This window comes from Acidianus infernus, assembly GCF_009729545.1.
In the GTDB taxonomy this organism is placed as follows: domain Archaea; phylum Thermoproteota; class Thermoprotei_A; order Sulfolobales; family Sulfolobaceae; genus Acidianus; species Acidianus infernus.
Window position 1 is genome coordinate 699,210 of record NZ_WFIY01000004.1, and the last position, 12,073, is coordinate 711,282.

A 12,073-nucleotide genomic window follows, 5' to 3' on the forward strand; every position below is an offset into this window, starting at 1 on the left:
GACTCAGATAAGCGAATTTATTGCGTTAGTAGATAACGCGATACGTTCGCTATTATCTTTAATCTGTATTTGCTCAAATTTATTGATATCTTTATCACAACATTTTATTATATACGCAACGTCTCCTTCCTTAAATTTTATATGCGCTAGCGCATTTGCAATTTGAGAAGTCGAGTACAATAAAGTTAGAAAATAAATTTCTGGTTCTTTAATACGAGATTTTGTATACGTTTTAAAAAATATATAACATGCTTGATTAATTACTGATTTAGGCGGAATATCCTTAATCACTTGTATTACACATTTGCCATCAAATCTTATAATATTCTTTTTATCAGCAGTCCATGTAGTTTGAGAGATTTCTATCATCTTTATCCTCCATGATTAATCGGAATTACTTGTATAATATCATTATCAGTAATTTTACTACCTCTAATTCTCCAATCTACTCCATTAATTAATATTATATACCCAGGCCTTATGGTGTTATTATCCAAATCTAAAATAATTCCCTTTTTATCAATATTCTTTAAAACTTGAAAAATATCTTCCCCTTTAACTTCTATTTCTTTGCTATTAAAGGCTTGAACTAGTGGGCCAAAAAATATTATTTTACTCACTCTCTTCTACTACCTCCCCTTCAGATACAGACTTCTGAGAGGACATCCTTTTAGCATACCGAGTTAAATAACCTGCAATCCTATTCCTAACTTTTTTAGAATATACATCAATATATTTCTTAACTACTTCTTTATTCTTTGAATAGTCAGTAGTAACTTCATCCTTATATTTCTCATAAATTTCTGCAGCAATTCTCTTAATATCCCTCGTATATATATTTCCCATAAGCTCGCCCGTTAGTTAATAAATATTATAAAAATTTAAATTTAGTCTCCTCCTTCAACTTGTTTTTCATATATGCTTTTCTTTGCTTCTACTACTCCAGCTTCTTTCTTAAATCTAGCCTTTAATTTCTGTTGAATTAGTGGTAAAGTAGTATATTCCATTTCCGTAGGTTCTAGTCTATGCGGCATAAATGGACCGTGTCTCCTCATATAGTCTGCTATTTGTTCTGCTAATCTTCTTGTTTCATCAAAAGCCGGGTCATCAAATAAGTCGCTAGGACCTACTAGTCTTCCATTCTTAATATTGAATCCTAATCCTATTAATCTTGGAGGACCATCAAACCTAGTTGCTCTAGCATCTCTCTGTGAAACTGGCATTAAAGGACCATAATGGCTTCCTCTCATCCATCCTGGAACTAAATATGGGAAAGAGAAAGCTTCTAGTACCTCACCTAATGCAGGAAAACCATGTTGGACTCTAACGATCATGACAGGGTCGTCTTTTCCTACGTATTTTCCTGCCAAGAGATTTAATCTTTCTATTGATGTAACAGACGCTATTATATTATCTGCTTTCCTATATACTCTTCTGATTACGTATTGGGAAGGAGTTCCAATTAATGCTAATATATCATAAATTTCCTCTGGGGCGTTAAGTGTTACAGATTCTCCTGCATAAACATCTAAAATTTCAAATTTATAACCTTCATGCATAGTTGGATCTATAACTAAACCTGCAGTATTAAATGGATCAGCGAACATTTTATATTGGGGATAATTGAATGCTCCAGGTTCTGTTTTATCTGCCATAAAAATAGCTATGGGTTCTGCAGGCCTTTCTTCTATTTCCATCTCTGCTATTCCTGGACCCATTCCCTTTAAGTTTCCAGAAAATGTGTCAGATAGCAAATCTTGCCCTGCGGCATATAATCCAAGATCTTTTGCCACTTTAGTTGCTTCTTTAAACGCATCCCAAGCAGTTTCATGAACTTTAGTATCTAATTCACCCCTATTATGAGTCATAATAAGTTCCATATCGTCTCCAACATTCGTTATGTAATAATCTATTATTATACCGTTCTTTTTAGCCTCGGCTAGCACTTTATTTGCTGCTGCCATAGTATCTGGATGTACTACATGATGTCCAGCTAAACTTCCTATATCTGCTTTAATCACGCTTATTGTGGTCTTCATAAGAGACATTCTCTTACGATATTATTAAATTTTTATCTTACTAATCTCTACTAACTTCTAAGGAATAATATTCGTTCCTTTCTTTTTGTAACCTATCTAAGTAACTTCCTAATTTATTAACCCTTGGCCTTCCAGTGTCAGCATCTCTCCTAAAAGTAATTTGCATTTCTTTAAGAAATTCATTCATACCTTTTCTTAAGCTAGTAGGAGATTTACCATGGCCTTCCTTACCAGGAATTCCAGTAAATACCATTATTCTATCAGAAATATAATCATGAATTGCTAAATCGTGATCAACTAAAAACGTTACCGCTTTCCTTTCACGTGTTATTCTCTTTATTGCTTTAGCTACTATATAACGTTCTTCTACATCTAAATACGATGAAGGTTCGTCTAAAACATAAATGTCTGCCTCTTTAGCTAATGCCCCTGCTACATAAAGCTTTTGAAGCTCTCCACCGCTGAGATCTTTAACTTCTGATTCTAGAATCCTATGTAAATTTAATTTCCTTATCACCTCTTCAAAAAACCACGACGATGTTGATAGTACGTCCTTACTTACATTTTCTAGATATTGTTGAACAGTACCATCATACTCTGGAATAAGCTTTTGAGGTTTATATGACATTCTTAGGCCTTCTGGCGTTACATAACCATAATCTGGAGTTATCTCATTGACTAGTATTCTCATGAACGTAGTTTTTCCTATACCATTTGGACCCACAATGCCTATTACTTCACCTTCTCTCGCGTCTCCTTCTTCAATATCAAGTGAAAAGTCAGAAAGATTCTTTTTTATTTCAGACCATTTTATTCTAATTTTTACATTTTTAGAGAAATCCAGATCTGTAAGCTCTTTAAGCATAAATTTTATCTCATCTTGCCTAAATTTTACGTTCTCTGCGGGAAGATACCCATTCAGGAAATTATTAATTCCAGTTCTAGCGGAATATAATTTTGACACTCTACCATATACGCTACTCTCACCGTATATTATAGATACTAAATCCGTAAGGTAGTCTAATACAATAAGATCGTGATCTACTACTGCAACGTACTTATCTTTGGTAAGCTCCCTTATGCCTTTAGCCATGTTTAGTCTCTCTCTAACATCTAAATACGATGAAGGTTCATCAAACACGTAAACGTCAGCTTCACGAAGCAATGCAGCTGCGACTAAAAATTTTTGTAATTCTCCTCCGCTAAGAGTTTGAACTGACTTATTCCACATATTCTGCATAGAAAGAAGCTCTCTCACCTCATCAATTTTGCCCCTCTCGTCTATTTTATTCAGAAGCTCATTTACATTTCCTTTGAGCATTCTACTAGCATACTCAATGTACTGAATTTTATGAACTACTTTCAGATTTTTATTATATAACTTATAGAAATAATCATATATTTCCTTACCTTTAAACTTATTCAAAACATCATCATAACTAAGCTTAGCATTAGGATCTCCAAAATTAGGAATTAATTCTCCGCTCAATATTCTTAATATAGTACTCTTTCCAGTACCGTTTTTGCCTAATATACCAATTACATAGCCTTGCTTTAATATAGGTAAACCAAATAATTCAAAGCCATTAATCTTGTATCTATGAATAATTTCTCCTGATAGTTTATCTGGTAAATTAACAATTGATATTGCCTCATAAGGACATTTTTTCACACAAATACCACAACCTATGCATGTCTCCTCGTAAATAACTGGCTTACCTTTAACTATCTCAGAAAGTTCTATAGCCTTGCTGCCTGACCTATTGATTGGACAAAACCTTATACATTCTAGATTACACTTGTCAGGTTTACAAAAATCATAATTTATTACTGCAACCCTCATTGACATCATCCTTAAAGAAAATAAAAATTAAAAATTAGCTTTACCACTCATCTTCTTCCCAATCTTCTTCAGTTTCATCTTCCCATTCTTCCTCTTCTAAGTCCTCTTCCCAATCTTCCTCCATCAACTTATACACCGAACAACTCTTATTTGGAAGGTACTTATAATTTTCTCAAGTGAACTAACTAGTTATACTTCGAATAGAATCATATTAAAAATATTAATCCCGTATCCAAGGTTGCATATACTATGTTAATTGTTATTAATGTTAAAATACGTAATTGAAACACAAAATAATTAGCAATTTTTAAAGTTTTATAGAAATTAGTCAAAATATAGTTTCACTGACATATGGCTTAAATTCAATAATATTAATTTCTGCAGTAGATTTACTCCTCTCATTTCTTAATTAATATTCTCAAAGAGCCAACACCACCTTTTATAACTAAATAGGAGTTTGAAATTTCCTTATCATTAATCTCTTTGTGGAGTCTTCTGAATCTTACTATTTAAATACGAGCATATCAACACATATATGACGAGAAACGTAGCTTAAACATTATTTTTCACTGCTTAAGCTTTTTCTGATCATCTAATATGTCAACGTTAATTTTAGTCGTCTCTACTATTAACCCTAGTTTTACATTGCTACAAATTTAACCTTTACCGTTGCATTTAGATTTTATATATGGAATAAAAATATCTTTCAATTTATGAAATTGACACGGGCCCGCCGGGATTTGAACCCGGGACCTCTGGTTCCGGAGACCAGGGCTCTGTCCTGGCTGAGCTACGGGCCCCTAATTTTTAATGTTATTTAATAATATTGAGCTTAATGGATGCTAAAGAAATAGTCGCAAAGTATTCAATTGACTATATAAAAGATAAAAAAATAATTGGAATAGGAACAGGAAAAACAATTAGGAAATTAATAGAGACAATAAGTGATATCGATATTTTTAAAACAAAACAATATATAGCTAGCTCAATAGATAGCGAAATTGAGCTAAGTAAAAGAGGTTTCTCGGTAATTTCGCTATTTTCTGGCATAATTCCAGACGTTTATATAGATAGCTTCGACTTCCTAATTAGAGAAAATAACGGCAAAATAATACTCATAAAAGGAGGTGGTGGAGCATTACTTAGGGAGAAACTATTAACTGTTAGTTCCAAAGAGAGAATTTTTATTGGAGAAATAAGCAAATTAAAAGTACCAAAACTTCTTCAAATACCAATAGAAATAGTTCCAGTCTCGTTAAGTTATGTATTAACCAATTTAACTAGTCAAGGATTTAGGGTCAAAATACGGGAAAGTCAAGGTAAAATAGGCCCATTAATATCAGATAATGGCAATATAATTCTAGACATGGAAGTTGATAATACTCAAGATCTATGCAAGTTAAACAATGAACTAAGTAATATTGTCGGCGTAATAGAAACAGGTATATTTTGTAATTTGTACGATACTATAATATTGGCAGATAATGATGGAAGACTTGAGATTATTAAAAAAAGCTAAGATTTCTGTAATGCAAGGTAGAATAGTAAAAATACAATCTAAGCAAGGGTTTCTTTTTACATACATTTTTCTGGGTAAAGATGGTTCCAAGCATAAGGATCATATAGTAAATGAAAACTACTGTGACTGCGAATTCTTTATCTTCAATAAGATTTACAAAGATAAAGCTTTTTGTTATCACGTCTTGGCATTAAAAATCGCGTTACATACAGAGAAAACTATTACTATAGATGTCGAATTAAACGATTTTTTAGATATAATTAGAGAAATAAGACATGACGGAAAATCATTAAAATTAAGAAAACTGATATACACCACATGAATATAATGGAAATTACGCTAATAGCCACTATTCTAGTATTGGGATTAGGAATTATTTATGTTACTTTCTTGGAAATTCTTGAGGAGCCAAGAAAGAAAAAGGTATTAATTTCTAATAAAAGAAAGAAGAGGGAGTAAAAATGGGAGGTAAAAGAAAGAAGAGAACTAAGATTATTAAACCCAAACCTAAGTTGCCAAAAACCTTTGAATGCCCTAGATGTGGTAGAATTGCAATCTCTATAGAGATTAAAAACGGTATTGCACACATAAAATGTGGTAATTGTGGACTATCTGCAGACATCGAGGTACCTCCTATATTCGATGAAGCAAATGCGTATGGTAAATTCATAGATTTATACCTTGATGGAAAGTTAGAAATAAAAGAAAGCAATAAAGAGGAAAGCATAAATGAAGGAGAAGATAAGCAAGTACATACAACAACTTAGTGAAGAAGGCGCGTTACATTTTTCTCTTATAGATCCAGATAAAATATCTAATTTGGATAAACTTGATTCTCTTGCAAGAAAGCTATACGAAGCTGGAACTTCGGCGTTTTTAATAGGAGGAACCTTAGGTGTTTCTAAAGATAAATTAGATAATGTTTTAGAAATTCTGAGCGATATTAAAATTCCTAAAATAATTTTTCCAAGTAATATAAATTTAATTTCAGAGAAAGCTGATGCTATATTATTTTTATCTCTTCTTAATTCAGACGATATATATTACGTAATAGGTGCTCAAGTTGTTGCAGCTCCTTTAATAAAAAAACTCGGAATAGAAGTATTACCTACTGGATATTTAATCATAGGTTATGGAGGTACTGCAGGACATATAGGAAGAGCTAGAATTATTCCATTCGATAATAACGATTTAGCGTTATCTTATGCATTGGCTGCAGAGTTTATGGGTATGAAATTTCTTTATTTAGAAGCGGGCTCTGGATCTCCGGAGCCAGTTAAACCAGAAATGGTATCATTAATAAGAAGATTTGCTAATCTTACAATAATAGTAGGGGGAGGAATTAGGACTCAAGAAACAGCAATAAAATTAGTAGAAGCAGGTGCCCATATAATAGTTACAGGCAATATAATAGAGGATAACCCAGAAAAAGCTATAAAAATAATAGAGAGTATTAGAAATTATAGGCGAGTTTAAATGCCTTCAACTAAAAAGAGAAAGGAAAGTATACCTTTAGCTTCTATGGCTGGATTAATAAGATATTATGATGAAGAGAATGAGAAAGTTAAAATTGACCCTAAAGTTGCTTTAATTGGAAGTATTGTTTTAATAGCAATTATATTAATACTATCCAAGCTAGTTCCTCCACCATAAGGTATCTAATATGATTCCTGATTTTTCTGAACTTAAGAAATTAAGACAAATAGCCGGCTTAACTCAAGCTGAATTAGCTAAAAGAGTAGGTGTATCACAGTCTTTTATAGCTAAAATTGAGAATGGAAAAATAGATCCAAAATTTTCAGTAATTAAGAAAATTTATGACGAATTACTTTTGATGATAAATGTTCAAGATACGGCTGAAAAAATAATGCACACGCCAGTTATTGTATCACATGAAAAAGATGATATATTTAGTGTAGTGAATAAAATGGAGAACTATAACATTTCTCAAATACCCGTAGTTAATAATGATGAGAAATTAATTGGTATAATTTATGATTATGTGTTATTGCGTAAAATTATCTCTAATAATATTAAGAAGCTTACAGCGTCAAAAGTAATGTCTCCGTTACCCCCATTAATTCAGAAAACTGAACCTATCAATGGAATTTTACGATTATTTAGCAAATATTCCGTTGTACTAGTTATAGATGATAAATTACATCCATTGGGCATAATTACTAGAAGTGATTTAATAGGATTCTTGGTTAAATATAAATTGGAAGAGCCCCAGTAGGGGGTTACGGGGATATCCTGAGGAAACTCCAGCCTCCAGATCAAGGGAAGTCCCGCAAGGGACAAGGGTAGTACCCTTGGCAACTGCACAGAAAACTTACCCCTAAATATTCGATGAGTATGATTCGAGTCTTACCTTGGCGACAAGGTAAGATAGATGAAGAGAATATTTAGGGGTTGAAATGCAGTCCTTCCCGGAGCAAGTAGGGAGGCCAATGAGACTGATCCGAAGACCTCCCTTGACGCATAGTCAAATCCCCCAAATACAGAAGCTGGGTTATTGCTGGGGCTCTTCCTTAAAAAAGGATTTTTCTATCTCTATTATTTCATCTTTATGTTTTCCCCTATAACTTTCCAAAAGTTCCCTATTCAAATCATAAAATGTTTTTCCCCATTTATATAATGATAAAAGTTTCAGAGAAATATCTACAAAATTTAAAATATAAAGGCTGGCAGAAATAGCTTCAAGTGAAGATAGTTTATAGGGTTTTGCATAATTTATTGGATTACCTGCAAATAGTAAAGGCAATCTTCTAGAGAATCTAGACATAAATCTTGCATAAAATTTAGCATCACTTTTATTCCAAGAACTATCAATTACACTTATACCATACTTGTTAACTATTTCAATATCATCTATAGAAATCACTTCTTCAGATAGAGGATTTAAAACAATACCTCTGGGTTTTTCAGTATACTTTGCAAATCCAAATCTCACCATCTTTCTCCCAGTTGACTTCTCTGGATCATCTTCATAGAGTTCTATGACAAAAATTTTCAAAATTACTCGTAAAGTTCTTATAGTGCTATATATTAAAACTAATGGGAGTTTAAAATTGATATCAAACCCTCAGTCTAAAAACGTGTCCGCAATAATCTTAATAAATACAGATGCTGGAGGAGAGGAAGAAGTTTATGAGAAATTAAAGGAACTAAAGGAAGTTTCAGAAGCTTATATAGTATATGGCGTTTATGATATAGTAGCTAAAATAGAAGCACAAGATATGGATTCATTAAGGAATTTTGTTAGCTCTACTATAAGAAAATTACCTAAGGTTAGATCTACCTTAACAATGATCATAATGGAGAGTAGCACGATGAAAAAATGAAATACGTAATAGGTATAGACGATCATGATTCGCCCAATAGAGGCTGCACTACACATTTTGCTACAAATTTAATTAAGATTTTATATAAAAATGGAATAAAATTACTTGATTTTCCGTATTTGATAAGATTAAATCCTAATATTCCATGGAAAACTAGAGGTAACGCAGCAATTAAATTAATAGTAGAAAGCGACAAAGATCGTGAAGAAATAGCAGACATTGTATGGAATGCCTCGCTTGATTATGTAAATAATGTTTCTCAAGGTCTAAAGTATGGAAGAAAACCTGGAATGGCTATTGTAAACTATGACTCTTCACACATATTAGAGAATTTTTACGTAAAGGCAGTTTCCGATGTAATAACCCAAAGCTTCATGGAGAATTACATAAAAAAGACTAATACAATAGTACGTGGAAGCAGAGGAATAATAGGATCGCTAGCTGCTATAGGATTTGAAGGAAATTATACTTTTGAATTACTTACGTATAGAAAAGAAGAAAACTGGGAAAAGAAAAGGAAAATAGACTTAGATAGCTTAATTGCTTTCGATGAAAAATTCTTTCCTAAAGTTTTTGCTAACGTAGATTATATTAAAAAAAGACCATTAATACTTTCCCACGGAGGAGATCCGGTTTTTTACGGTATAAGAGGAATTGACCCAGAAATATTATTAAAAGGAATAGACATGATACAAATAAAAGACGAGGAAATAGAGAACTTTATGATATTTAAGTCGAACCAAGGTACAGATGCACATATAATTAAACCTGGAGATAAGATGTATCAAACTTATTATGGTAAATTAACTGTAAAAGACGTAGAAATAATACCGGGCGGAGATGTAATTTTACGCACAGAAAATTGCCTTACAGTCTTCGTATATAGAGAAACTGGGGAGTTAAATAGTATGGCTAAGTCCTTATTGCCAGGGGATGAAATTATTGTTATAGGTGCAATAAAACCGTCTAGTAAATATGGTAAAATAATCGATGCAGAAAGAATAGAGATTTTATCATTATCAAATAAGGTAGAATATAGAAATCCTAAATGTCCTATTTGTGGACATTCAAGTGAATCTATAGGTAAAAATAAAGGATATAGATGCAGAAAATGTGGATACAAATTCAGTTCAGAAAAAGAAATTATAGAAATTCCAAGAGACATTAGTTTAGGAACTTATCAAACTAGATATTATAGACATTTAACAAAACCAATATTCCTTGAATTTTATAATAATTATAGAAAAGAAACTGAGATTTTAAATAAAATTTTAAACGTTCTACTTCGTAATTAAGTAAATTTTAAACTTTAGGCAAAAATACGGTTTATAAACTAATGAAGTGACTAATGAAAGAAAAGATAAGTACAAGATTTTCTCAACTTGATGATACAAGATATATGAAAGATGAAGAACTGACTTAATAATGATGATAAAATTAACATAGACTCTGGCCAATAGCTGATAATTCAGATTCAATGGAAATTTACACGATCTAGGATTTCTACTACATAATAATTAAACAAAATATGATTTTTGAATAACTGTGGAATTATTATCATCCTCTTTTACTTAACGTCTAATATGATAATTAACGTCCTTAAATAACCCAACATGCTAAATATGGACATGGGTAATAAAGTTTTCACATTTTGGGATATCCGAATTTTAAGCCAAGGGAAAGTATTATGTTTACTCTATAGAGAAGTACAAAGAAGGTAACGTAAGAGAGCGTTATATTGACCTCTTAGATAATAGTATTAGCAGTGGAGGCGTGGGGATGTTCCCCATAGTGGACCGGCCGGGATTTGAACCCGGGACCTTCCGGTTGCAAGCCGGACACTCTTCCAGGCTGAGCTACCGGCCCAATATTCTAATTAAAATCTAGGTTTATAAGTTCAACTATCTAAGTGTCTCTCCCCCTTTATTTCTCTTGGAAAATATCTACTAACAAGGCATAATACATATATTATACAAACTTTATATTCTAGCTAATCGAAATCTAAATTTTCCAGTGGAAATAGAGGGGTGCCTGTTTTTCTCTTATAATCTCCAGTGGAAATAAAGGGGTATTTTACTCCCCGGTTAAGGCAAAGTTATTATAAGCAGTTTTGTTACGATTCATATATTGTAATGAGTGACATCATAGATGAGGTCTTATCCAGCGTAAAGAATTCCAATATTTTCAAAAATAGGCAATATTTATCGCCTGATTATATCCCTGACGAGTTACCACATAGAGAAGAACAAATAAAGAAAATTGCCAGTATATTAGCTCAAGTATACAGAGGAGAGAGGCCTAATAATATATTTATATACGGTTTAACCGGTACAGGGAAGACTGCGGTAACTAAGTTTGTTTTAAATAAATTATACGAAAAAATTAAATCATTCAAATATATTTATGTTAATACTAGGCAATCAGACACCCCTTACAGGATTTTAGCAGATATTATAGAAAGTTTTGGAGAAAAAGTGCCATTTACTGGGTTATCTACTGCAGAGCTTTATCGGAGAATGCTTAAAATTCTTAATGATGAACATACTATTATTATTATAGTTCTAGATGAAATAGACGCTATGGTTGAGAAGCATGGGGACGATATTCTTTATAGATTAACAAGGATAAATACCGAACTAAATAATGCTAAAGTTTCTTTAATAGGTATAACTAATGATGTGAAATTTGTTGATAATTTAGATCCTAGAGTTAGGAGTAGTTTAAGTGAAGAAGAATTAGTTTTTCCACCGTATAATGCAGAAGAATTAGAAGATATATTGCGTCGTAGAGCCTCCCTGGCATTTAAAGATGGAGTAATTTCAGACGACATAATAAGACTATGCGCTGCTCTAGCGGCTAGAGACCATGGTGATGCTAGAAGGGCTCTAGATTTATTACGAGTTGCAGGAGAAATTGCAGAAAGGCAAGGAGATACTAAAATAACTGAAGATCATATAGAGAAAGCTAGAATAGAGATTGAAAGAGATAGAGTATATGAAATAATTTCTACGTTACCTTTTCATTCTAAAATCGTATTGATATCCATACTTAACGGATTAAAATATAAGAATACATTAACAACTGGAGAAGTATATGAGATTTATAAGAAATTAACAAGCGAAATGGGTACAGAGTGCGTAACACAAAGGCGTGTCAGCGATATTTTGAACGAGCTTGATATGGTAGGAATAATAACAGCAACGGTTATTAATAGAGGAAGATATGGCAAAACAAAAGAAGTAAAATTAGCCGTAGATAAAGCTACTATAATTAGAGCTTTAAAGGATAATGATGAGAAATTAATAAGCCTTATTAAAGTCTAGGTACT

At 32.3% G+C, this 12,073-nt stretch carries 17 protein-coding genes, 2 tRNA genes, 1 other RNA gene and 1 pseudogene; 12 read left to right on the plus strand and 9 right to left on the minus strand.

All coding sequences use genetic code 11. From position 1 onward, the window contains the following. Positions 1 to 3: 3 nt before the first annotated feature. The 7 genes from D1867_RS04300 to D1867_RS04325 all read right to left on the minus strand — a co-directional run bounded on the left by D1867_RS04300 (position 4) and on the right by D1867_RS04325 (position 4,682). On the minus strand, positions 4 to 369 hold the full coding sequence (locus tag D1867_RS04300; protein ID WP_155862952.1) for a hypothetical protein: 366 nt from the start codon (positions 367 to 369) through the stop codon (positions 4 to 6). Between the two features lie 2 nt (positions 370 to 371). Beyond that, entirely contained in the window at positions 372 to 620 is a 249-nt protein-coding gene (gene urm1 / locus D1867_RS04305; protein WP_155862953.1) for a Urm1-like protein, read from the minus strand. Then, the gene (locus D1867_RS04310) at positions 613 to 846 is read right to left on the minus strand and encodes a 30S ribosomal protein S17e (protein WP_013775594.1); all 234 of its coding nucleotides are present in this window, start codon (positions 844 to 846) and stop codon (positions 613 to 615) included. The genes urm1 and D1867_RS04310 overlap by 8 nt, the downstream gene beginning before the upstream one ends. A gap of 41 nt (positions 847 to 887) precedes the next feature. Then, positions 888 to 2,039: a fructose-1,6-bisphosphate aldolase/phosphatase gene (gene fbp, locus D1867_RS04315; RefSeq protein ID WP_155862954.1), complete on the minus strand. Its 1,152-nt coding sequence runs from the start codon at positions 2,037 to 2,039 to the stop codon at positions 888 to 890. 40 nt (positions 2,040 to 2,079) lie between these two features. Then, the gene (locus D1867_RS04320; protein WP_205737158.1) at positions 2,080 to 3,888 is read right to left on the minus strand and encodes a ribosome biogenesis/translation initiation ATPase RLI; all 1,809 of its coding nucleotides are present in this window, start codon (positions 3,886 to 3,888) and stop codon (positions 2,080 to 2,082) included. A 34-nt stretch (positions 3,889 to 3,922) separates the two neighbouring features. Then, entirely contained in the window at positions 3,923 to 4,018 is a 96-nt protein-coding gene (locus tag D1867_RS12235) for a pyruvate dehydrogenase (protein ID WP_196773543.1), read from the minus strand. A gap of 589 nt (positions 4,019 to 4,607) precedes the next feature. Beyond that, positions 4,608 to 4,682: transfer RNA gene (locus tag D1867_RS04325), tRNA-Arg, on the minus strand. 35 nt (positions 4,683 to 4,717) lie between these two features. On the opposite strand from D1867_RS04325, the gene rpiA reads away from it, so the two are divergent. The 8 genes from rpiA to rnpB all read left to right on the plus strand — a co-directional run bounded on the left by rpiA (position 4,718) and on the right by rnpB (position 7,928). Beyond that, positions 4,718 to 5,401 carry a ribose 5-phosphate isomerase A gene (gene rpiA, locus D1867_RS04330; protein WP_155862955.1) on the plus strand — a complete coding sequence of 228 codons (684 nt, stop codon included), beginning with the start codon at positions 4,718 to 4,720 and terminating at the stop codon, positions 5,399 to 5,401. Next, on the plus strand, positions 5,370 to 5,723 hold the full coding sequence (locus tag D1867_RS04335; RefSeq protein WP_162309150.1) for an SWIM zinc finger family protein: 354 nt from the start codon (positions 5,370 to 5,372) through the stop codon (positions 5,721 to 5,723). Before rpiA ends, D1867_RS04335 begins: the two co-directional genes overlap by 32 nt. After that, positions 5,720 to 5,860 carry a hypothetical protein gene (locus tag D1867_RS04340; protein ID WP_152940079.1) on the plus strand — a complete coding sequence of 47 codons (141 nt, stop codon included), beginning with the start codon at positions 5,720 to 5,722 and terminating at the stop codon, positions 5,858 to 5,860. Before D1867_RS04335 ends, D1867_RS04340 begins: the two co-directional genes overlap by 4 nt. Before the next feature lie 2 nt (positions 5,861 to 5,862). Next, positions 5,863 to 6,168: a transcription elongation factor gene (locus D1867_RS04345; protein WP_155862957.1), complete on the plus strand. Its 306-nt coding sequence runs from the start codon at positions 5,863 to 5,865 to the stop codon at positions 6,166 to 6,168. Beyond that, entirely contained in the window at positions 6,131 to 6,877 is a 747-nt protein-coding gene (locus D1867_RS04350) for a phosphoglycerol geranylgeranyltransferase (RefSeq protein WP_155862958.1), read from the plus strand. The genes D1867_RS04345 and D1867_RS04350 overlap by 38 nt, the downstream gene beginning before the upstream one ends. Then, a complete protein-coding gene (locus tag D1867_RS04355; RefSeq protein ID WP_155862959.1) occupies positions 6,878 to 7,054 on the plus strand; it encodes a preprotein translocase subunit Sec61beta in 177 nt (58 codons plus the stop codon). It abuts the gene before it with no gap. 10 nt (positions 7,055 to 7,064) lie between these two features. Next, positions 7,065 to 7,637: a CBS domain-containing protein gene (locus D1867_RS04360; protein ID WP_155862960.1), complete on the plus strand. Its 573-nt coding sequence runs from the start codon at positions 7,065 to 7,067 to the stop codon at positions 7,635 to 7,637. Further along, positions 7,626 to 7,928, plus strand: an RNA gene (gene rnpB / locus D1867_RS04365) — RNase P RNA component. Before D1867_RS04360 ends, rnpB begins: the two co-directional genes overlap by 12 nt. Here the strand turns inward: rnpB and D1867_RS04370 are convergent. Further along, a complete protein-coding gene (locus tag D1867_RS04370; RefSeq protein WP_155862961.1) occupies positions 7,914 to 8,417 on the minus strand; it encodes a DUF367 family protein in 504 nt (167 codons plus the stop codon). The two genes, rnpB and D1867_RS04370, sit on opposite strands and share 15 nt — an antisense overlap. A 55-nt stretch (positions 8,418 to 8,472) precedes the next feature. Here D1867_RS04370 and D1867_RS04375 point away from each other — a divergent pair, with 55 nt between their 5' ends. The 3 genes and pseudogenes from D1867_RS04375 to D1867_RS12685 form a co-directional block, all read left to right on the plus strand. Next, positions 8,473 to 8,745 (plus strand): Lrp/AsnC ligand binding domain-containing protein, encoded by a 273-nt coding sequence (locus tag D1867_RS04375; RefSeq protein ID WP_013775584.1) that lies wholly within the window; start codon positions 8,473 to 8,475, stop codon positions 8,743 to 8,745. Continuing rightward, positions 8,742 to 10,040, plus strand: coding sequence for a tRNA(Ile)(2)-agmatinylcytidine synthase (locus D1867_RS04380; protein ID WP_155862962.1), 1,299 nt, complete (start codon positions 8,742 to 8,744; stop codon positions 10,038 to 10,040). Before D1867_RS04375 ends, D1867_RS04380 begins: the two co-directional genes overlap by 4 nt. 403 nt (positions 10,041 to 10,443) lie before the next feature. Continuing rightward, positions 10,444 to 10,506, plus strand: a pseudogene (locus D1867_RS12685) (hypothetical protein); the annotation flags it as partial. A gap of 31 nt (positions 10,507 to 10,537) precedes the next feature. Here the strand turns inward: D1867_RS12685 and D1867_RS04390 are convergent. After that, positions 10,538 to 10,611: transfer RNA gene (locus tag D1867_RS04390), tRNA-Ala, on the minus strand. Between the two features lie 266 nt (positions 10,612 to 10,877). On the opposite strand from D1867_RS04390, the gene D1867_RS04395 reads away from it, so the two are divergent. After that, the gene (locus D1867_RS04395; protein WP_013775582.1) at positions 10,878 to 12,068 is read left to right on the plus strand and encodes an ORC1-type DNA replication protein; all 1,191 of its coding nucleotides are present in this window, start codon (positions 10,878 to 10,880) and stop codon (positions 12,066 to 12,068) included. Positions 12,069 to 12,073 lie beyond the last annotated feature (5 nt).